This window comes from Actinomadura gamaensis (assembly GCF_042652125.1).
Lineage (GTDB): Bacteria > Actinomycetota > Actinomycetes > Streptosporangiales > Streptosporangiaceae > Spirillospora > Spirillospora gamaensis.
The window spans coordinates 1-21,896 of record NZ_JBHSIT010000021.1; the positions used below are offsets into that span (position 1 = coordinate 1).

At 78.5% G+C, this 21,896-nt stretch carries 9 protein-coding genes; 4 read left to right on the plus strand and 5 right to left on the minus strand.

The genetic code is table 11. The features are described 5' to 3' along the window. Positions 1 to 2,157: hypothetical protein (locus ACFPCY_RS41765; RefSeq protein ID WP_378265222.1), on the minus strand; the 2,157-nt coding region annotated here is incomplete at its 3' end. Positions 2,158 to 2,894: 737 nt separating this feature from the next. Here ACFPCY_RS41765 and ACFPCY_RS41770 point away from each other — a divergent pair. Then, the gene (locus ACFPCY_RS41770) at positions 2,895 to 4,490 is read left to right on the plus strand and encodes a pentapeptide repeat-containing protein (protein WP_378265375.1); all 1,596 of its coding nucleotides are present in this window, start codon (positions 2,895 to 2,897) and stop codon (positions 4,488 to 4,490) included. On the opposite strand, the gene ACFPCY_RS41775 is transcribed toward ACFPCY_RS41770, so the two are convergent. Further along, positions 4,412 to 14,029, minus strand: coding sequence for a DUF6603 domain-containing protein (locus ACFPCY_RS41775; RefSeq protein ID WP_378265224.1), 9,618 nt, complete (start codon positions 14,027 to 14,029; stop codon positions 4,412 to 4,414). The genes ACFPCY_RS41770 and ACFPCY_RS41775 overlap by 79 nt on opposite strands. Further along, complete coding sequence (locus ACFPCY_RS41780; protein WP_378265226.1) at positions 14,026 to 16,338, minus strand: hypothetical protein; 2,313 nt, start codon at positions 16,336 to 16,338, stop codon at positions 14,026 to 14,028. Before ACFPCY_RS41780 ends, ACFPCY_RS41775 begins: the two co-directional genes overlap by 4 nt. Before the next feature lie 118 nt (positions 16,339 to 16,456). Between ACFPCY_RS41780 and ACFPCY_RS41785 the strand changes: the two genes are divergently transcribed. Beyond that, entirely contained in the window at positions 16,457 to 16,621 is a 165-nt protein-coding gene (locus tag ACFPCY_RS41785; RefSeq protein WP_378265228.1) for a hypothetical protein, read from the plus strand. Between the two features lie 189 nt (positions 16,622 to 16,810). Here the strand turns inward: ACFPCY_RS41785 and ACFPCY_RS41790 are convergent, their stop codons facing one another. Together ACFPCY_RS41790 and ACFPCY_RS43160 are read right to left on the minus strand one after the other, a co-directional pair. After that, positions 16,811 to 18,004: a GAF domain-containing protein gene (locus ACFPCY_RS41790; RefSeq protein WP_465251256.1), complete on the minus strand. Its 1,194-nt coding sequence runs from the start codon at positions 18,002 to 18,004 to the stop codon at positions 16,811 to 16,813. Continuing rightward, complete coding sequence (locus tag ACFPCY_RS43160) at positions 17,941 to 18,225, minus strand: hypothetical protein (RefSeq protein ID WP_465251257.1); 285 nt, start codon at positions 18,223 to 18,225, stop codon at positions 17,941 to 17,943. Before ACFPCY_RS43160 ends, ACFPCY_RS41790 begins: the two co-directional genes overlap by 64 nt. A gap of 191 nt (positions 18,226 to 18,416) precedes the next feature. Here ACFPCY_RS43160 and ACFPCY_RS41795 point away from each other — a divergent pair, with 191 nt between their 5' ends. Together ACFPCY_RS41795 and ACFPCY_RS41800 are read left to right on the plus strand one after the other, a co-directional pair. Continuing rightward, positions 18,417 to 19,106 (plus strand): response regulator transcription factor, encoded by a 690-nt coding sequence (locus ACFPCY_RS41795; RefSeq protein WP_378265230.1) that lies wholly within the window; start codon positions 18,417 to 18,419, stop codon positions 19,104 to 19,106. 123 nt (positions 19,107 to 19,229) lie between these two features. Beyond that, positions 19,230 to 21,887, plus strand: a complete 2,658-nt coding sequence (locus ACFPCY_RS41800) for a cation-translocating P-type ATPase (protein ID WP_378265232.1) — start codon at positions 19,230 to 19,232, stop codon at positions 21,885 to 21,887. The last annotated feature ends 9 nt before the right edge of the window (positions 21,888 to 21,896 follow it).

The window sequence follows — 21,896 nt, forward strand, 5'->3', positions numbered from 1 at the left end:
CACGGCGCCCCGCGACGCCGGCGGCACGGCGCCCCGCGACGCCGGCGGCACGGCGACGCGCGGCGGGGACGGCGCGGCGGGCGGGCCGCCGCCGGAGGCCGCGGTCCCGAGCTCGACGACCTGCCCGTAGGAGTCCACGAGCCGGACGCGGGTCAGGGTGGCGTGGCCCGCGCGCAGCAGCGGCGGGTCGGCCGGGAGCGGGCGGGAGCCGTCGCCGACGACGTGTCCCTGCTGCTCACCGCGCAGCAGGGAGGTCAGGCCGTCCAGCCGGCCGCCGAGCAGGTCCACCAGGGCGAGGGCGTCGGGCGCGGCGGTCCCGGCGAGGGCCGTGCCGGCGGCTTCGGCGCGGCGCCGGGCGCGCAGCGCGGCGCCCGCGAGGACCGACGCGGGACCGGCCGCGAGCGGAGCGCGTCCCCGGAACGCGCGGGGCGGCGCGGGCGGCGGCGCGCCTTCCAGGTCGACGTCGCCGAGCCGCCAGCCGGCCGTGGGGAGCGGCGCGTAGCTCAGCTCCCAGTCGGCGTGCAGCGGGTTCCACGGACGGGTCGGCGGGGTCACCGCGAGCGGGGACGGCAGCGCGAGCGGGGACGGCAGCGCGAGCGGGGACGGCAGCGCGAGCGGGGACGGCAGCGCGCCGGCCCCGGCGGCGGGCGGCCGGGACGGGTCCCAGGTCGTCCACCAGTCGGTGCGCGCCAGCGCCGGGGGCCGCTCGCCCGGCCCGGCGGGCGGCGCGGAGCCGGGGTCGAGCGCGGCGAGCTCGACCAGCAGGTCCTGGCAGACGCCGGGCACCCCGGCGTGCAGCACCGAGCCGTCCAGCCGGTTCGCGGGCGGGCCGCCGGAGCCGTCGGCGGCCGGGCCGAGGCTCTGCACGGACGTCCCGCCCAGCCGGACGGTGAGCAGCCCGCCGTCGTCGTAGCGGCCGTCGCCGCCGTGCTTGAACGAGCGGCCGCCGCCCTCCACCACCAGGACCGGATCGCCCGCCCGGAACAGGCGCGGCCGGGCGCGGCCCACGCCGACGAACCGTCCGGCGGCGTCCGCCGGGGCGGCAGCGGGCGTCGCGGAAGGGCGTTCGTCGGCGGCCTCCCAGATGGTGTCGTCGGCGGGCGCATCGGGCGCGGCGCCGAAGCGGAGCGCGTGCAGCGCGTCGGCGAGGCGCGGCCCGCCCGAGCCGTCCGGCTCGGCCTCCCCGTCGGCCTGCGCGAGGAACGCCTGGATCGCGGTCACGGCCTCGGCGGGCTCGCCGGGCCGGGCGGCGAGCGCGGTGAGCGCCTCCACCAGCGACTCGGCGAGCGCGAGCCGGACCGCCGCCGGGTCGGGGCGGCGGTCGGCCTCCCGGGACAGCGCGCCGCCGAGGTCGCCGGTCCAGGTGGTGCCCGGCCAGGCGATCGACACCGCCGATCCGTGCAGCAGCAGGCGGGTCGGCGGGGCGGCGAGCGGGTCGTACTGCCCGGCGGGCAGCCGCCACCGCGCGGCCGCGAGGCGGTCGGTGAACGCCGTCCAGGTGGCGGCCCCGGCGGCGGTCAGCGGGTCCAGCCCCGGATGGGCGTACCAGCCGCAGACCAGGTAGGCGACCGGACCCTGGACGCCGTCGAGGGCGTCGAAGAAGCCGAGCCGTCCCTCGACGTTGTCGTAGTAGGCGGCCCAGCCGAGGTCGCCGTGCCCGAGCGCGGTGACCGGCCGGTCCGGGGCGGGACCGGGGTCGGGCGCGGTCCAGCCGGTCAGCGGCGTGACGGCCGGGGGCCCGGCGGCGCTTCCGGCGGCGTCCAGCACCCAGGCCCGGACGGCGCGCGGGCCGGAATCCGCGCCCGCCGACAGCCGGACGACCAGCCACCGGTCGGGCAGCGCCGGGAACGCCACCTCCCCGGCCGCGCCTCCGGGCGCATCGCCGGAGGGCGGCGCCTGCTCGGCGTGGGTGAGCGCGTCGGGCACGGCCCAGTGCAGGTACGCGCCGCGCGCGCGGGGCGCGGCGCGGTCGGCGAACGGGTCCGGCAGCAGTTGCTGCACCGGCGCGCCCCGCGGGTCGGGCGCGCGCATGGCGACCTCGGCCCAGGACGGCTCGGCGGCCGGGTCGCGCAGCGCGAGGACGTCGAGCGCGACCGGCACGAGCAGCCAGGACGCGGCGTCGGGCGCGGCGGTGGCGGAGAGCGGCGAGCCGTTCATTGGAAGACCTGTCGGTAGGGCCGGCGCACCAGCGCCGCCGCGAGCGGGCCGGGGCCGGTACGCGCGGGCCGTCCGGGCTGGTGGGCGAGCAGGGCGGCGAGCGCGGCGGCGTCCACCGCGCGGCCGTCGCGCATCGGGACGGGCACGGGCGCGCCGCCGGACGCCGGGACGGGCGGGACGACGGGCCGTCCGGAGGCGTCGCGGTCGAAGCCCTGGCCGAGCTCGCGGTCGGGCTCCTCGATCCACACCGCCGCCGGGACCTCGGGCCACAGCACGAGCAGGAGCGTGGGGGCCAGCGCCTCGGCGCGCAGCGGCGCGATCGGGACGCCCTGGGACGCCTCGCCTCCGGGCGGCGGCGCGGGCGCGGCGAACGCGGTGATCCGGGCGGTGGGCCAGCGCGCCGCCAGCGACGAGCGCAGCAGCATCCCCGCGGCCGGAGCCGCCTCGGCCGCCGCCGTCCGGTGCCCGCTCAGGGCGGCGGCGTGCCGGGCGGCGAGCGAGGCCTCCAGCGTCCCGGTCCCGCCGACGGCGAGCACGCCGCGCACGAGGGCGTCGATCCAGTCGTCCTCGACGACGAAGAAGCGCACCGACTCGGCGGGCAGCAGGCCCGGGTCCGGAACCAGATGGTCGAACGGCACGCCGACCAGCAGCCGGAACCGCGCGACCGCGCCGGCGACCTCCGGCGGCGGTTCGCTCGCCTCCGCCGCCGCGAGCGCCGCGGGCCCGCGCACGGCGGGATGCGCGAGCGCCCGGGAAGCGTCGTCGCCCGGCAGAACGCCGCCCCGCGCGACCCCGGCCGCCACGGTTCCGGCCTCCACGGCGCCAACCTCCACGGCGCTGACCCCCGTCGCGCTGACCCCCGCGGTGCTGACCCCCGCGGCGCTGACCTCCGTCGCGCTGACCCCCGCGGCGCTGACCTCCGTCGCGCTGACCTCCGCGGCGCTGGCCTCCGCGGTGCTGATCTGCGCGGTGCTGGCCTCCGTCGCGCTGACCTCCGGTGCGCTGACCTCCGCGGCGCTGACCGCCGCGGCGCTGACCGCCGCGGCGCTGACCGCCGTCGCGCTGGCCTCCGCGGCGCTGAGCCCCGTCGCGCTGGTCTCCGCGGTATTGGCCTCTGCGGTCTTTGGGGTGATCTTCGGGGCGGCGGTCTTCTGGAGCGCTTCGGGTATGCGCCAGGGGTCCGTCCTGGCGCAGGACAAGCGGGCGGCCGTCTCCGCCGCGACGTCCAAGGGACGCGTGCGGGCCGCGAAGGCGGGCGGGCCGAGCGCGGCGAGCTGGTCGCGGCGGCGCCATTCGGACAGGGCGCGGACGAGGGGGCGGTCGGCGGCGGCGAGCAGGCGGCCGAGTTCGGTGGCGGCGGACAGCGCCACGTCGGTCTCGTCGTCGGCGGCGGGCTTGGGCGCGGCGGTCCATCCGGCGAGCGGCCCCCGGTAGAGGGCGACGCCGCGCGTGCCGTCGCGCCGCTCGTGCGCCAGCCGGACGGGCCGGTCGGCGGCGATGCCAAGCGCCGCGGCATTGCGCGCGACGCCCGCCGCGACCTCCTGGAACGTGCCGCCCGCGCCGACCCGGAACGTCCAGTCGTGCAGCACGGTCAGCGCCGCCGAGGCCGGGACGGCCCCGCCGGTCGCGACGGTGTCCAGCAGCCCGCCCTGCCCGGCGAGCGAGACCAGGCAGGCGTGCTGCGTCTCGTCCGCGGCGGGCAGGCGGCCCGCCGTCACGACCGCGACCCATCCGTCGTCGTCGGCCCGGTCGCCGGGGGCGACGTGGCGGGCGTGGCAGAGCAGCGCGACGTCCGCGCGGCGCGGCAGGACCCGCCGCAGGACGTCGGCGGTGAGCGTCACGGTGGTGCAGGGCCGCCCGTCGGGGGCGGTGGCGGCGCGGTCCCAGACGGCCTCGCTCTCGCCGAGGACGAGGACGGCCAGCCACGGCGTGGTGTCGGGCAGCGGACCGGCGGCCCGCTCCCACGGCAGGGTCCGGCGGCGCAGCACGACGTGCGGCAGCGTGGACGCGTGGTCGCCCTCGCGGTCGGGCGGCGGGTAGACCGACAGCACCTCGCCGGGGTCCAGCCGGTACTGCGGGCCGGATACCCGCATCCAGCGGTCCTCGGTGAAGGTCTGGAGGGTCTGCGCGCCCGACAGGTCGGGGGCGTCGGCGTGCTCGACGGTCGTGGTGACCCGGATCCGGTAGGTGTCGTCCCGCAGGCCCGGCAGGACGCCGTCGTGGAAGTCGATGCGGCCCGCCGGCGGCTGCTCGGTCATGCCCGTGCCCTCTCGTGCTCCCCCGCGCCGGACCACCGCACCGCGGCGGGTCCGGCGGCGGTCCCCGCCGCGTAAGCGGTCCCCGCCGTTGAGGCGGTCCCCGCCGTTGAAGCGGTCCCGGCCGTGGAGGCGGTCCCCGCCGTTGAAGCGGTCCCGGCCGTGGAGGCGGTCCCGGCCGTGGAGGCGGTCCCGGCCGTGGAGGCGGTCCCGGCCGTGGAGGCGGTCCCGGTCGTGGAGGCGGTCGCGGCCGTGGAGGCGGGGCTGACGCCGTGCACCGCGACCGGACGCCAGCCCGCCGGGGGCGCGAGGGCGACCTCCACCGGCCCGTCCGGTTCTCGCGGCGGCACGTCCAGCAGCAGGCGGACCCCGGTGGCGGTGCGCTCGACGGCGCCCCGCACCGGCCGGCCGTCGATGGTGACGGCGCCCGCCGGGTCGGACGGCGCGTCCGACCCGGGTTCCAGGACGACCCGCACGGCGGTGGTGCCGGCCGGGAGCAGCGTCCGGTGGGCGGCGCGCCGGCGCAGCAGGTCGCCTACGGTGAGGAGCGCCGTCCCGTGCGCGGCGGTCGGCATCGGAACCGGGCCGTCGGTCAGCAGGGTCGCGGTCGCGGTGACGGCCGCGCCGGGAAGGACCTGCACGACCGGCGTGCCGAGATGCCATCCGGCTTCGGTGCCGTCGTCGGCGGCGTGCGCCAGGACGCGGACGGTTCCGGGCGGGACGGCGAGCGGGCCGTCCGCGCCGTCCAGGACGCGGTCGGCGACGGGGTGCCCGGCGGCGGTCAGGCAGACGATCCGGACCCGTCCCGCCTCGACGCGCAGGCCCGCGCCGGTGTTCGGGGCGACCCGCCACACGTGGATCGCGCCGGGCGCGAGGGGCGTGGCCTCGCCGGCCGCCGGCGCGACGCGTCCGTCCCCCGGACCGGGCCGCCGGACGCGAGGCGCATCGGGATGGACGACGGCGAGCAGCACGGGTGGTTCCGATGCCTCTCGCCCGCGTCCGGCCAGCGTGGTCGGGACCGCGTGGGGCGCCCACGCGGACGGCGCGGACGGCGCGGACGGCGCGGTCGCGCCGGGACGGGCGAACGGCAGGGCCGCCACGGACACGTCGCGCGCCTGCTGGACGGTGACCGGCGGGCCGGCGACGGTGGCGGAGAAGTCCAGGTCCAGGCCGCCGAGGGCGGGCAGGCCGGCCGTCTGCTGCGGATGGGCTCCGGTGTCGGGGACCGGCTGCCACAGGGCCGCCTGGAATCCGCCCTGGCGCGGCGTCGCGGTGAGCGAGGCCGGGGCGGTGCCGTCGGAGGCCGTCACGGTGGCCTCGTGGGTGATGCGGACGTACGGCTTCACCCGCGTGCCGCACGGGGTGGGGTGGATCGGGGACGCGCCGCCCACGGTGACGCCGGTCAGCGGGACGTCGGCGGCGTCGACGCGGGCCCGGGTGGCGGGGACGCGCGACTCGGTGCGGACGCGGCACGACGTCAGGACGGGCCAGGGCCGGTCCTGCGTGCCGTCCGGCTGCGGCCCGGCGGCGTCGGCGGACGCGCCCGCGGCGATCGCGGCGACGGCGGGCCCGGACGCCCCCGCCAGGTAGCGGTGGGCGAACCCGGCCCAGTCCAGGTAGGCGGGCGGTGGCGGGACGGGGTCGCCGATGTGCACGGTCACCGACGCCACGTCCAGGTCGACGCGGGCGGTCCCGTGCAGCGGCGGCCCTTCGAGCTGGAGGGTGGCGCTCAGGCTGACGCTCATGGCGACGGTGACGCAGGCGAGCAGGCAGACCCGGAGCCGGAAGGACGCGCCGACCTCGATGCCGAGGTCGAGGCGGTAGTAGAAGGGGTCCCAGCCGACGAGGACGTCCAGCCAGGCGATGAACCACACCTTGACCGCGTCGGTGTCGTAGGCGGCCTCGATCCGCGCGCCGAACATCATGAACGCCGGGACGATCGCGAAGTACGCCTCGCCCTTGACCGACACCTCGTCCGACACCGCCCAGCGGATCCCGACGCGCGGGACGGCGGGGAACCCCTCGGCGTCGAACCAGGGCGAGTAGCCGCCGAGGGTGAGCACGAACCGCCGCTCGCCGAACCAGACCACGAACGCGAACCCGCCGTTGAGCTGGCAGTCCCGCGACAGCAGCCAGGAGTTGTCGGTGAGCTGCGCGCGCAGCGACAGCAGTTCGGCGGCCGAGTCGTAGCGGGCGTTGACGGCCAGCTCGAGGTTGGCGATGCTCGGCCCTGCCATCGGCAGCACCATCCGCGCGACGCCGAGCAGCCCGAGCTGGAAGCCGTGGTCGAGGGCGGCGTAGGCGACGGCGGTGGTGTGGACGAGCTCGAAGCTGGTGAAGCGGACCCCGGCGGCGACCCAGTGGCTCCCGCGCCGCGCCGGGGCGGCCTTGCGGAGCGCGGCGAGCATGGTCCCCGGATCGGGGACCTGGCCGACGTCGCCCTGCTGGATCGCCTGGACGAGCGGGAACGTCGTGGCGGCGACCGGGTCCGTGGGGACGACGAGGGCGCGGTTGTAGCCGACGCCGCCCGCCAGGCCCTCGACGAACAGGTAGGGCGGTCCGCCGAGCGGGTACGGCAGCGCGGCGAACACGAACAGCGAGGTGGAGCCGTCCGGGCCGCGGGAGAAGCCGCCGACCGCGGTGAGGCCGCGCCCGGCGACCTCCACCGACACCGCGCCGTCGTACTCGGCGATCCCGTCCTGCACGGTGCGGACGAGCCCGCCCGCGACGCGGACGGCGGGCAGGTCGAGCGCGACGGCGAGGCCGTCCAGCCCGACCTCCCACGCGGCGGGCTCGCCGAGGTGCGCGAGGGGGATCGTGACGCTCAGCCCGTCGGGGTGGACGGCCAGACCGGCGAGCGCTACGCCCCCGTCGAAGAACACCGCGACGGCGTCGGGCGCGGCGGCGTGCGCGGCGTCGGTGCGGCGGCGGTGGGCGAGACCGAGCCGGTCCAGGTGCAGGGGGCCGAAGGTGCGCTGCACCGGCAGCCAGTGCGGGTCGGCGGCGTCACTGCCGCCCAGGACGACCTGCGGCCCGGCCGGTCCCGACGCGACGACCACGTCCAGCGGCGGGTTGGCGGGGGCGCGGTCGCCGCCGTCGGGGGCGAGGATCGCGCCCGCGACGGGGTCGCCGGGCGGTCCGGGCGGAGCGAGCAGCGGCAGGCCGACGCCGTCGAGGACGGCGGCGACGCCGAACGCGCCGGGGGCGGCGGAGCGCTGCGGCGCGCCTCCGGTGGGCAGGGCGATGTCGGCGCGGACGAACCCTCCGGCCGCGCCGAGCCGGAGGCCGCCGGTGTCGATGAGCGCGCCGCCGTCGCGGCGCTGGACGGCGAAGCCGACGCCGCCGAACCGCACGCCCGGGGCGAGGACGGGGGCCGCGCCGCCGGTGTCGAGCAGCAGGACGGCCAGGCCGGTCCGGCCGTCCGGCCACTGCACGCCCGCCCCGTCGGGCAGCCCGGCGTGCAGGTGGACGGTGTGCTCGCCGGTGGTGAGGGCGGCGGTGCCGGTGAGCGCGAGGCCGAGCCGTCCCGGCGGCCGGGTCGGCGACAGCGTGAGGCCGCCGGGCAGCGGGACGGCCAGACCGTCGAGGGACAGCAGCAGGTCCCGCAGCGCCCGCGTCGCGTCCGGGACGGGCCGCAGCGCGTTCGCGGCGTCGATGATCCCGGCGGCGCGCAGCAGGTCGCGGGCGGTGCGGGCGCCGGCGCCGGACCAGAGCGGGCGGTCCAGCCAGGGCGCGGCGGCCGCGATCATCAGGTGCGCGGCGAGCGGGACGGCCCAGCCGGCGGCGATCGCCAGGACGTCTTCGGCGGTGGGCGCGGCGGGCGCGGGCGCGAGCGGCAGCACCGCGCGGTCGTCGCCGAGCGGCCGGAACCGCAGGTCCAGGCGGCCCGCGGCGGTCGCCAGGTCCAGGCGCGGGGCGAGCACGACGCCGGTCCCGGTGTCGAGGCGGAGCGCGAGCCGGGCGGACGCGTCGGGACCCGAGGCCGTCCAGCCCACGGCGAGGTCGGCGGTGGCGGGCGGCAGCGCGAGCCCCTGCACCGCGACCCGCAGGGCGGGCGAACCGGTGGCGGCGGCGTCGAACGCGAGGGTCCCGCCGAGGACCGGGACCGACACCCGCAGCGCCCCGGACGCGGGGCTGCTCACCGCCGCGGTGCCGAGCAGGTGCCGCAGCAGCGCGACCGCCGCGTCCGTCGCCGCCGCGGTGATCCCGCCGGGGTCGCCGGGACGCGCGGTCGCGAGCCGGGCGAGCCGGTCGCCGCGGGCGGCGAAGCCGTGGCCGGGCCCCTGCGCCGGGTCGTAGACGCCGAGGGCGGCGGCGACCGCGAGCGCGTCGCCGAGCAGCGCGGACGGCACGGGCGCGGCCCCCGCAGGCGCAGACGCCGCAGACGCGGACGGCGCAGGCGCGGACGGCGCGGGCGCGGACGGCGCGGGCGCGGACGGCGCGGGCGCGGACGGCGCAGGCGCGGACGGCGCGGGCGCGGACGCTGCGGCGGTGAGCCCGTCGAGCACCCGTGGCAGCAGCCGCGCGGCGGCGGCCGTGACGAGGTCGGCGACGCCGGTCACGGCGGGCAGCAGCCCGACCGTGACACCCGCGCCCGGCAGCGCAGCCGTGAGCCGGACCCCGCCCGCGTCCGCGGCGAGGACGAGCCGGACGCTCCCCCACGAGCCGGGCAGCGGCACGGTCAGGTCGAGGGAGCCGCCGAGCACGGCGTGGCGGCGCGCGACGGTCGCGGAGGCGGCGAGGCCGAGCAGGACGCCGGCCGGGCCGCCGATCGGCACCGGGGCGTCGGAGCCGAAGCGGAGCGTCGTGCCGTCGCCGCCGGCGGTGGCGCGGACGGTCAGGCCGCCCGGTAGGGCGAGCGGCGCGGCGGGGCCGGTGGGCAGCCCCGCGGCCGACGCGAGCTGGGCGAGCAGCGCGTTCAGCGGTCCGGCCCCCGGCGCGCCGTCCCCACCGGGCAGCAGCGCGTCGAGCAGCCAGGCCGCCGGATCGGCGAACGCCGCCGCGAGCGACCCGACCGGGACCGGGCCGCCGATCACGCGCTCCAGCAGGCCGGTCAGGCAGGCGTCGGCGAGCAGGCGCGGCACGAGCGGGCCGAGTGCGGCCCGGAGCGCCGGACCGCCGGGGGCGAGCGGCACCGGCCGCTCCAGGCCGGGCGCGGTGAGCAGCGGGATGCCGCCGTCGCCGCGTTCCAGGCGGACGCCGCCCAGGTCGAGGGCGCATCCGGCGCTCGCGCCGGGGTCGTCGAGCCGGATCTCGCCGGACCCGGAGAAGCGGCCCCCGCCCGAGGTGGGCAGGCCGTCCCCGAGCGTCCGCACGCTGACGCGCCAGGGAGCGGCGGCGGCCACCACCTCGACGGGCAGGTCCGGGGAGCGCCACCGCCACGGGCCCGCGCCGGGTCCGGCGTCCGCGTCGCGGACCAGCCCGTAGAGCCCGCCCGGACGGTCCAGCAGGGCAGCGATCCGGGGGCCGAGGTACCCGGCGGGGTCGGTGGTGAAGGCGGCGAACGCGTCGGCGGCCAGGACGGTCCCGGATCCGGACCCGGTGGTGAGGCCGAGGTCGGCGAGCAGGCCGAGGAAGGCGGTCAGGTCCTCCCCCGCACCGGTCTCGGCGGCGAGCGCGGTGAGGAGCCGGGCGAGCAGCGGCGCGGTGCGCGGGTCGTCCAGGCGGGCGGCGGGCGTCCAGCGGCCGTCCAGCGCCGCGTCGCGCAGCACGATGTCCACGGCGGCGTCCGCGCCGGCGCCGGCGGTGCCGCCGACTGTGCCGGCGGCGGTTCCGGCGGCGGTGACGGTGATCTCGGCGGTGCCGACGCGCGCGCCGGTCTCGCGGTCGCCGCCGGTCTCGGTGTCCAGCAGCGGGCCGCCGTCGCGGGCGAGCCGGGCGCGGACGGTCAGCCGCCCCGCCGGACCGGACGGCTCGGGCGCGCCGACGACGACCGGGACGCGACCGAGGTCGAGGCGCAGGTCCGTGGCGACGGTGACCGCGCCGGGCCCGGCGTCCGCCGGGCCGAGGGCGATCCGCACGCCGTGCCCGAGGTGGGTGGCGCCGGCCCGCGCCGGTTCCGCGGCGGCCGCGACGAGCGCGCCCAGCCGGTCGGGGAAGGAGGTGGCCAGCCGTCCGGCGACGGCGACGGCGGGTACGCCGCCGAGAGCGGGCGGGGCGGGGACGGAGGCGAACCGGGCGACCGGCGGACCGCTCGCGCCGTCCGGCGGTGCGAGCAGGTCGAGCACGGCGTCCAGGTCGTCCGAGCCGAGCCCGTCCGGGGCCGCGCCGCGCACCAGGCGGGCGGCGGCGCGCACCTGCGGTCCGGTCAGCGCGGTGAGATCGACCGGCGCGGACGGCGCGCCGAGCGTGACGAGCCCCGCCGGCCGCGCCGGGTCGGTGCCGGCGAGCTGCCGCGCGGCGACGCCCGCGACCGAGTGCGCGACGAGCACGGCGCGCAGGCCGGGCCGCGCATCGGCGGCGCGGGCGAGCACCCGGTCGAGGTGCGCGGCCTGGTCGGCGAAGGTGAACCGGTCGTCCTCGGCGGGCCGGACGACGTAGACGTCGGCGGCGCCCACGGCGCTCAGGTCGGCGGTGCGCGGATCGGCCAGGCCACGCAGGTCCACGGACACGACGGCGGGTGACGGCGGGAGGATCCCGCCGGGCCGGGAGGCGGCGGCGACGAGGCCGTCCCAGCAGCCGTCCCCGGCGAAGGCGGGGGCGACCAGCACCAGCGCCCACGGCTCGGCGCCGAGACCGGCGGTCATGGCGCGGACCGTCCCGATCACGGCTTCGATCGCACCGGGCGCGCGCGGCAGCAGGTGGTGCGCGGCGGCGACGGTCCGGACGGGCCCGCCGCCGGGCCCCGGATCCGCCGCCTCCACCGGGACGATCCCGTCGCCGTCGCCGAGCACGTCGGCGAGGAGCGCGACGGCCGCGGTCGCGGCGGGCCCGTCGCCGAGCGGCGCGACGTCCTCGGGCAGGTACGGCGCGAGCCGCGCCGCCGCGTCGGTGATGTCGCCCGGGGCGGGCCGCCCGGCGGTGAGGCGCTCGGCGACCGGCGCCGCCCACGGCGCGGGCGGGCCGTCCGGGAGTGCCCACACCAGCAGTTCGGCGGGGGCCGCGCCGGGCGGCTGGAGCGGCAGCGTCCACGGGTCGCCGGCGTCGCCGCGTCCGGCGGGGGCGGGCCCGGCGGCGCCGGTGTCGAGGTACAGCCCGGCCCGGTCGGTCAGGAACGCCTGGAGCGGGCGGCGCAGCTCGGCGAGGTAGGGCAGGCCCTCGGCGGTGACGCCCGCCTCCGCCGACACGAGCGCGGCGGCCCAGGCGCGCAGCGCGTCCAGGGGGCGCTCCAGCAGCGACCCGGCGTCGGCCGGATCGGGCGCGGCGAGGACGGGAGCCCCGGCGGGCAGCCCGGCGGTGGTCCCGAAGCCGAGCACCGACGCCGCCAGCGCCGTGCCCGGCCCGCTCCAGGACCGGCAGGCCCGGCCGAGGGCGGCGCGCAGCACGGCCGCTGCGACGTCGGGCGTGACCGGCAGACCGAACGCGCCGCCTGCGGCGTCCCCATCCGCGGGCACGCCGCCTGCGGCGTCCCCATCCGCGGGCACGCCGCCTGCGGCGTTCCCGTCCGCGGGCAGGCGCAGGGTGCCGAGATCGACCGGCGTGCCGTCGAGGACGATCCGCACGCCGTCGAGCCGGACGTCCGTTCGGAGGGGCGTGCCCGGCGTCCAGGTCGCGGTGCCGTGCACGCCCTGGACGGTGAGGCCGAGTTCCTCGTCCAGCGCCGAGCCGGGCGGGGCGACCGTCACGTCGGCGCGGACGCCGCCGAGCCAGCTCACCACCGCCCCGGCGGGGACGCCGGCGGGCGGGAGGTCGGCGGCGAACAGCGCCGCCTGCACCGCGACCGTCCAGTGCGGCGACGGGGCGACGCGCAGGCGCGGCCCGATCCGGAGCCGGGGCGCGCTCGCCGTCCCCTCGTTCCAGAGCGCGAGCGTGAACCCGGGGACCGCGCCGGGCCAGGCGTCCAGGGGCAGGGTCCACGGGTCGGCGGACGTGCCGGTGCCCGCGCCGCCGCCGGGGGTCGACGCGCCGAGCAGCGCGCCGATCGCGGCGAGCAGGCGCGGACCGCCGTCCGCCGTGCCGAGCAGGTCGCGGTGGTAGGCGGCGAGGGCGCGGGTCGGCGCGGTCGCGAGCAGCCCGGGGTCCACGCCGGGGACGGTGCCGAGCCCGAGCAGCGTGCGCAGCGCCGCGGCGGTCGGTCCGGCGGCGCCGATGCCCTTGTCCAGAGCGTCGGCGAGTTCGGCGGCGGCTTGCGCGCCGAGGCCGCGCGCGTCGGTCAGGTCGAGCCGCGCGAGGGTGTGCTCGGGCGTGACGACCCGCTCCAGTTCCAGCACCGGGACCAGGCCCGCCGCGCTGTAGCGCAGTCCCGCGCGCACGCCGCCGACGCCGAAGCCGGACGGCCCGACCGGCACGACGGGATCGGTCCCGGACCGTTCGACGGTCAGTTCGGCCCGCTCGCCGAGGACGGTCGGCGCGGCACCCGACAGCGGCACGGCCAGCACGACGGCGTCGCCGCGCACCGCCGCGCCGCCCGCACCGCCCGCACCGCCCGCACCGCCCGCACCGCCCGCACCGCCCGCGCCCGGCAGCGCCGCCGACACCGCGAGTACCAGCACCGGCGTGCCGCTGTCCGGCGCGGGCCGCAGCCAGGCGCGCAGCGCCACGGCGGGGCCCGCGGAGGTCAGCGGCAGCACGACCGGATCGGCCTCGGTCGGCGGACCGGCGGCGGGCGCGGCCAGGGACGTGCCGAGCAGCCCGGCGACGTGCCCGAACCAGGCGGCGAGCGCGGAGCGGCCGTCCGGAAGCGCCGTCGCGGCGAGGCGGGCGAGCCAGCCCCGTCCGGCGGCGGGGTCGTGCGCGAGGTCGCCGAGCGGCACCGGCGGCAGCGCGCCGTCCAGGCCGAGCAGCCCGGCCAGGTGCGCGGCGAGCGCCCGCACCGGGGCGGGCTGCCCAGCCGCCGACAGCACCGCGTCGGCGAGCGCGACGCAGAGCCGCGCGAGCCCGTCGGGCAGCGCGATCGGGTCGAGTTCGAGCGGCGGCGCGTCGGGGCCGGGCCGCAGCCGGACGCGGAACCGTGCGGACGTCCCGGCCGCGACCGCGAGGGAGGCGGCGGCCTCGCCGCCGCCGGGCAGCGCCACGGCGACCGCGAGGTCCACCGGATGGACGGGTTCGCCGGTGACGGCGGCGAGCGCGCCGCCGCGCACCGCGACGAGCGGGACGGTCGCGGTGACGCGCGGCGCGCCCGGCGCGGGCTGCGCCACGGCCGTCACGTCGATGCGGACCGGCGCGTCCGGGGCGGTCCCGGCGCGGGTCACCCCGAGATACAGCCCGCCCGCCGCGGTCGGCGGGACGATCGGGTGCAGGCGCGCGCCGTCCAGCTCGGCGGTGTGCGGCAGCAGCAGGTCGAGGGCCTCCAGCGCGGCGTCGCGCTGCGTCCGGTCGGCGAGGACGGCCGCGACGCGCTCGCCGGGCCGGGCGAAGAACGCGGGGTCGAGGACGAGGCGTCCGGCGGCGTCGCGGCGCAGCAGGCCGAGCGCGCGGGCGACGGCGGCGGCCTCGGCGGCGAGGTCCTGCGGCGTCACGACTCGGGCCAGCCGTGGAAGGTGCCGGGCGCGGGGTCGAGCTTCTCGAAGAAGCCGTCGTGCAGCTGGAGCAGCAGGTCGTCGCGCCTGCCGCGCTCGCCGGGCGCGACCCGGCGCACGCCGAGGTAGTTGACCGCCATCCGCATCAGCCACGGGTCGTCGGCGGAGGTGCCGTCCAGGTCCCGCTTCTGCGCGATCTGGGTGCGGTTGAAGGCGGTGTCCAGGTCCTTCCTGACGTTGCCGGGCGCGTTGACGTGGGAGTCCAGCAGCGCGGCGGCCATGAACTGCGACGACGCGAGCCGGTGCAGCGGGTACTGCTTGCCGGACGGGTCCGGGACGAGCGGGTAGAGGCCGGCGACGCCGTCGTACAGGCGCTGCATGCGGAACGCGGCGATCTGGAGCTGGACGACGCAGAGGTCCTCCGACGCCGTCACCGCGAGCCGGGAGATGCCGCTCCACAGCGGGCTGAAGGTGATCACCGAGCCGTCCAGCGTGCCGCCGAACATCGCGTGGCGGGCGGCCCAGCCGCCCGGCACCGGCTGCGGCGCCTGGACGGTCCCGCCGGTGCTCCAGTCGAGCCGGTACAGCTTCACGCGGCTCGCCACGCCGTCGTCGGGCGGCCCGGCGCCCGCGTCGCCCCACTTGGTGACGGGCGGGGCCGCGTAGATGCTGCGCCAGGTCTCGGGCGTGTCGGGTCTGGCGCGGGGCCGCAGGTGAGGGTTGGCCCGGTCGACGTCGGCCGGGGCGGGCTCGCCGCCGGACGCCGGGTCCGCCTCCGTCCAGGTCTTCAGCCCGATGCCGCGGATGCCGAAGAACAGGTCGAAGTGGTCGGGGGCCACGTGCTGGAGGCGGTGCAGGACGACGGTGAGCTCGTCGTCGAACTCGATCGTCCACTGCTGGACGCCGAGGGACAGCAGGCCGTGGTCGGCCTGCCGGGTGCCGTCCAGCAGGCCCTCGTTCGGCGTGATCTTGCGCGCGACGTCCCAGCACTCGGTCTGCTTCGGGGTGGGCGCCGGACCGAGGAAGCCGGTGCGCGCCTCGGCGAACCCGACCGGGTCCATGCGACCGCGCGCGGCGGGCCCCCGGAACGTCCGGCCGAGCTTGGGGTAGGTGCGCTCGTCGTTCGCGCCGACCGGGATCACCCGCCCGTACACCGAGGCGAAGCGCTCGGGCCTGGGGCCGCGGCCGACCGTGTGCTGGGACGGGGTGAGCGCCAGGTCCACCGGCGGCACGGACGGGCCGCGCTCGGTCGGCCCGAACCAGGCGCCCGTCCCGTTCGGGGCGAGGCCGAGCGCGGCGGCGAGCCGGGCGCGGGCGGTGGCGACGCCCGCCCCGTCGGCGGCGGCGTCGCCCCGGCGGGCCAGGGCGTCCCAGCAGCGGCGGAACCACGCGTTGCCCGCCATCGACCAGCCGAGCACCCGCGCCTGGTGGTCGGTGAGCCCGGACGCGACGGCGAGGACGAGCGGCAGCTCGTCGCCCGCCCGGTCGCGGCGGACCTGCCGGATCAGCTCCACGGCGTAGAACAGCGGGTCGAAGGGGTTGGCGAGCAGCGCCGCGGTCAGTTCGCCGGCGAGCCGCGCCAGTTCGGCGGGCGCGGCGTTCGGACGGGTCAGCTGCGCGAGCCGGTCCCTGGCGCGGTTCTCCAGGTCCTCGGCCCAGGTGGGCCGCTCCGGGTCGCCGGGCAGGGCGGCCGCGCGGGTCGGTGCGTCGAGCGGAAGCGCCGCCCAGTTCAGCAGCGTGTGGGTCTGGGCCTCGTTCCACGGCAGCGGCTGCCGGGCCCAGGCGCGCAGCTGGGCGCGTCCCACCGTCCATCGGCCGGGGGCGGCGGGCGGGACGGTGAGCTCGATCGGCAGGATGATCCGGGCCCCGGCCCGCCATCCGGCCAGCAGCGGGTTCGGGCCGAGGTCGAGGCCGAGGTAGCGGGCGAGGGCGCGCTCCAGCTCCGCCCGGGCGAGCTTGAGGTCGGTCGCGTCCGGCGGGGTCTCGGGGTCCTCGGGGTCCAGGGCGCCGCTGTTGACGATCGGCTCGATCGCCGCCGCGAGCCCGCGCACGGTCGCGCCGACGCCCAGGAAGGCGCACACCCTGGGCGGCCCGGCGGCCTCGCCGCCGGGGTCGCCCGACTCGGCCCCCAGGGTGCCGTTCAGCACGTCGGGAGGGGTGTGCGGCACCGTCCCGTCGGGACGCGTGTAACCCCAGATGACGACGTTCCGGGCCTCGGCGCTCGGCGGGGCAGGAGGCGCCGGTGCCTTGGGCGGCGCGGCGGCGACGGCCGCCGCCAGGAGGGCGAGGGGCTGCCCGGCGGCGGTCACGAGGCGGCCGCCGCGGCGCGGCGGCCGGGACGGCCGAGGGCAGGCTGACGCCGAGCGCGTTCGATCACGGATCCCCCTGTCGCGAAGGCGTCCGGCTCCCCGCAGCCGGGCGGCGAGGATGATCGAAGCACACCGGACGGTCCCGCCAGGAGAGCCGGGCCTGACCGGATCAGGACACCGGTTCCCCGGCCGGGAGGGGCCGCGGCCGCTTCTCCAGGGACGCGCCGACCGGCTGCGCACCTTCTCCCCCAGCGTCCCGGCGTTCGGGAACCAGCCGATGTAGCGGCTTCGCGGCCGTTCAGGACGTCCTCGACCGGCCGCGGATGTGCGGGAAACGCGGAAGAGGGGCGCTCACCGTGGTGAGCGCCCCTCTTTTTCGTGCCGCGGCTAACTTGAGGAAGGGAAGCCAGCAAACCAGCGGGATCTTGGCCCACCAGCGGCCGAGCCCAGAGGGCCTCGGTCCCCTCAGCCGTCACTGGCGGGACGGTTGCCGCTCCCCGCCTTCCCGACCGCGGGATCGGGAGCGGTGGAGCGTCCGGCCGAGCCGCGGGGACGGCGCGATCAAGCCTCGGCGTCGGGCACGGGGACACACCAGAGCAGCACTGTGCCGCCGCCGTCGCGGGGGCGGGTCTCGAAGGAGCCGCCCAGGGACGTCGCGCGCTCCCGCATGTTCTTCAGGCCGCTGCGGCGGCCGCCCTCGGGGATGCCGGCGCCGTCGTCCTCGACGCGCAGCGTCAGGTCGTCGGCGACGTCGACGGTGACGCGAGCCTCGGTGGCGTGGGCGTGCCTGGCCACGTTCGGACGAGCGGATCTGCCGGATGGTGTCGTCGAGGTCGTCGACCGCCCGCTGGACCCGGGCCGCCACGTCCGGCTTCCGCGTGACCTTGATCGCGCTCATCAGGGTCATGGCCGTGGCGAACAGCCGCTGGATGACGGTGTCGTGCAGGTCCCTGGCGATCCGGTCGCGGTCCTCCAGCAGTGCCAGCCGTTCGGTGTCGCGGCGGCGCTGCGCCAGTTCCAGCGCGACGGCCGCCTGCGCCGCGAACGGCTCCAGCAGCCGCTGCGTGGCGGGCGAGAACGGCCTGCCGCCCGGCGCGTTCACCACCGAGATCACCCCGCGCGCCGAGGGGCCCTCACCGAGGGGAACCACCAGCAGCGGCCCGACGTCCACCTGCGTGGGCACGCCGGCCTCGCGAGCGGCCTCCTGCCCGTCCGCCAGCCGCAACGCCACGCCTTCGCGGTAGACCGGGCCCGCCACCGAGTGGTCGAGGGGGACGCTCATCCCGCGCAGCCGTTCGGCATCGGCGCCGTCGGCGGCCACCACGACGAACGCCGTCCCGGTCTCGTCGGCCAGCGCGACCGTCGCCAGATCCGCCTCGGCGATCTGGCGGGCGCGCTCGGCGACCAGCGCGGTCACCTCGCCCGGATCGGTGCCCGACAGCAGCGCGGTGGAGACCTCCGCCGACGCCTCCAGCCACCGCTCCCGCCGCCGCGTCTCCTCGTACAACCGCGCGTTCTCGATCGCGACGCCGGCGGCCGTGGCGAGGGCGGTGACCACGATCTCGTCCTCTTCGTCGAAGTCCTCGCCGCCGGCCTTCTCGGTCAGGTACAGGTTGCCGAACACCTCGTCGCGTACCCGCACCGGCACGCCCAGGAACGACCCCATCGGCGGGTGATCCGCTGGAAAACACCGATCACTCCGAGGGCGCCGTACCCGGCGTCGACCAGCGTCGTGGCGGCCTCGATGATCCGCCGGAGCACGGACGCCAGGTCCAGCTCCCCGCCGATCGAGACGACGGCCTCCAGCAGCGCGTGCACCCGGTCGCGGGTGGCCCGCGCCGCCTCCAACCGCGCCTGCAGTTCGTTCAGCAGGTCATCCTGCTGCAAGTGGGGGAGGATCGGCGCCGTCCGTGCCTCACCGGCCCCCGATTCCTCGGCCATACCGCCAGTGTCCCTGGTGGATGACCGCCATGGCAGATATGGGACTTTGGTCCTTGTTCCAGCGGGACTTGTTCCGTGCAGTGGCCACCGATCCCACGGGTACCGTCGGTTACACCAGGACGGCGAAGGATGGGGCGATGACCAGCACCGACCACGATGGCGAGCGCGCCATCCGCGTGTTCCTCATGGACGATCACGAGGTCGTCCGCCGCGGCGTGGCCGCCCTGCTCTCGGCCGAGGACGACATCGAGATCGTCGGCGAGGCGGGTTCGGCCGACCACGCCCTCGCGCGCATCCCGGCGGCGCGTCCGGACGTCGCCGTGCTCGACGTGCGCCTGCCCGACGGCGACGGCGTCACCGTCTGCCGGGAGATCCGCTCCCGCATGCCCGAGGTGCAATGCCTCATGCTCACCTCCTTCGACGACGAGGAGGCGCTGCTCCAGGCGGTCATGGCCGGCGCCGCCGGCTACGTCCTCAAGCAGATCCACGGCTCCGACCTGGTCGGCGCCGTCCGCACCGTCGCCTCCGGCCAGTCCCTCCTCGACCCCCGCAGCACCGGCCGCCTCCTGGCGCGGTTGCGCGCCCGGCAGGAGAGGAAGGACCCGCTCCAGGAGCTGACCGGGCAGGAACGGCAGATCTTCGAGCTCATCGGCGAAGGCCTGACCAACCGGCAGATCGGCGAGCGCCTCTTCCTGGCGGAGAAGACCGTCAAGAACTACGTCTCCCACCTCTTCGCCAAGCTGGGCATGACCCGGCGCACCCAGGCCGCCGCCTACGCCGCCCAGCTCAAGGCCGAGAGTCCCAAGGCGAGGTTCCCGGAGTTCTAGACGGCCCCGGGCCCGGCCGCCCGGCGGGGCCGCGGCGCCGCGGCGCAGCAACGTCCCGGCCCCGGAAGACCGACTGCTATGAGGTTCGATCATGGAGATCGCGCGCGTCCGGGCCACGCCGGCATGACGGGCGTTCGGACGCCGGTCCCGCCCTACCGGCTGCCCGGCGACGAGGTCGTCCGCGCCTTCCGGACCGACCCCGAGCGCGGTCTCTCCGCGGACGAGGCGGCCGCGAGGCTGGCGCGGGAGGGACCCAACGAGCTGCCCGCGGCGCGCGGGCGCGGCCTGGTGGCGCGGTTCCTGCTCCAGTTCAACAGCCCGCTGATCTACGTCCTGCTGGTGTCGGCGGCGGTGACCGCGCTGCTCGGCGAGCACGTGGACGCGCTGGTGATCCTGGGCGTGGTGATCGTGAACGCGGTCGTCGGGTTCGCGCAGGAGGCGCGGGCCGAGCGGGCGCTGACCGCCCTGGCCGCGCTGTCGCGGACGACCGCGGCGGTCGTCCGGGACGGCGCGCTCCGGCGGGTTCCGGCCGCCGAGCTGGTCGCCGGCGACCTGGTGGAACTGGAGGCCGGCGACAAGGTGCCCGCCGACCTGCGGCTGCTGCGCACCCGGGAGCTGGCGGTGGACGAGTCGGCGCTGACCGGCGAGTCGGCGCCGGTCGCCAAGGACCCCGCGGCGGCGCCGGCCGCGGCGGCGCCGGCCGACCGCACCGGCATGGCGTTCTCCGGGACCCTGGCCACCCGCGGCAGGGGCACCGGCGTGGTGGTGGCCACCGGCGCGGGCACCGAGCTCGGCGGCATCCACCGGCTGATGAACGCCACGCACGCCGTCCGGACCCCGCTCACCCGCAAGATCGACCGGTTCGGGCGGGTGGTGACCGTCGCGATCCTGGCCCTGGCGGCGCTGACCTTCGCGATCGGTGTGCTGCGCGGCCGCGGCGCGGCCGAGATGCTCACCGCCGCGGTCGCCCTGGCGGTCGGCGCGATCCCCGAGGGACTGCCCGCCATCGTGACCATCACGCTCGCGCTGGGGGTGGCGCGGATGGTGCGGCGGGGCGCGATCGTCCGGCACCTGCCCGCGGTGGAGACGCTGGGCAGCACCACCGTGATCTGCACCGACAAGACCGGCACCCTCACCCGGAACGAGATGACCGTCACCGCCGCCACCGCCGGCGGCTCCGACTACATCCTCACCGGCACCGGGTACGCCCCGTCCGGAACCGTCGAGCGCGACGGCCGCCGGATCGACCCGGCCGCGCACCCGGCCCTGCGCGAGACGCTGCTGGCCGGGCGGGGCTGCAACGACGCGCGGCTCGTCCGGGACGAGGACGGCGCCTGGCGCGTCGTGGGCGATCCGACCGAGGGCGCGCTGCTGACCAGCGCCGCCAAGGCCGGGCTGGACCGCGTCCCGCCCCGGACGTCCGCGCTGCCGTTCACCGCCGAACGCCGCTACTCGGCCACCCTGCACGCCGACGGCACCGTCTATGTGAAGGGCCCGGTCGAACGGATCCTGGAGCTGTGCGACGACGCCGCCGGGCCCGACGGCGCGCCCGTACCGCTCGACCGGACGGCCGTCACCGCCCGCGCCGAGGCCTACGGCGAGCAGGCCCTGCGCGTGCTGGCCTTCGCCCGCGCCCGCACGCCGGCGTCCGGCCTGGACGGGCTGCCCCGCCTCACCTTCCTGGGGCTGCAGGCCATGTTCGACCCGCCGCGCCCCGACGCCGCGCGGGCGGTCGCGACCTGCCACGACGCCGGCGTCCTGGTCAAGATGATCACCGGTGACCACGCCGCGACCGCCCGCGCCGTCGGCGCCCGCGTCGGCCTGCACGGCGACGTCATGACCGGCGCCGACCTCGAAGGCGACGTCTCCCCCGAACGCATCCAGGCCACCACGGTCTTCGCCCGCGTCTCGCCCGAGCAGAAGCTGCGCCTCGTCCAGGCCCACCAGAGCGCCGGGCACGTCATCGCGATGACCGGCGACGGCGTCAACGACGCCCCCGCGCTCAAACAGGCCGACATCGGCGTCGCCATGGGCCGCACCGGCACCGACGCCGCCAAGGAGTCGGCCGACATGGTCCTCACCGGCGACGACTTCGCCTCCATCGAGAAGGCCGTCGAGGAGGGCCGCGGCGTCTTCGACAACCTGGTGAAGTTCATCGTGTGGGCGCTGCCGTCCAACATCGGCCTCGGCCTGGTCCTGGTCGCCGCGATCGTCGCCGGCACCGACCTGCCGATCCTGCCGCTGCAGGTGCTGTGGCTGAACATGACCGCGGTGCTGGTGCTCGGGCTGCCCTTCGCCGTCGAGCCGCGCGACGAGCACATCATGCGGCGCCCGCCCCGCGACCCCGCCCTGCCCCTGCTCACCCGGGCCATGACCGTCCGCATCCTGGCCGTGTCGGCGATCCTGCTCACCGGATCCTTCGCCCTCCAGCACTGGGAGCGGGCCCACGGCGCCTCCCCCGAGACCGCCCGGACCATCGTGGTCGACGTCTTCGCCCTGACCCTGCTGACCTACCTGTTCAACTGCCTGTCGCTCGACCGCCCCGTGCTCTGGCGGGGCGTGCGCCGCAACCCCTGGGTCGGCGTCAGCGCGCTCGCCATCGTCGCGATCCAGATGCTCTACACCTACGTCCCGGCGATGAACGCGGTGTTCGACTCGGCCCCGCTCAGCGCGACCGCATGGCTGCGCATCGCCGCCGTCGCCGCTGCCTCCTACCTTCTGGTCGAGATCCTCAAACGGCTGCAACGCCCCCGTCACGCCGCCCCCACCGGCCGAGCGTGACCCGCCCGC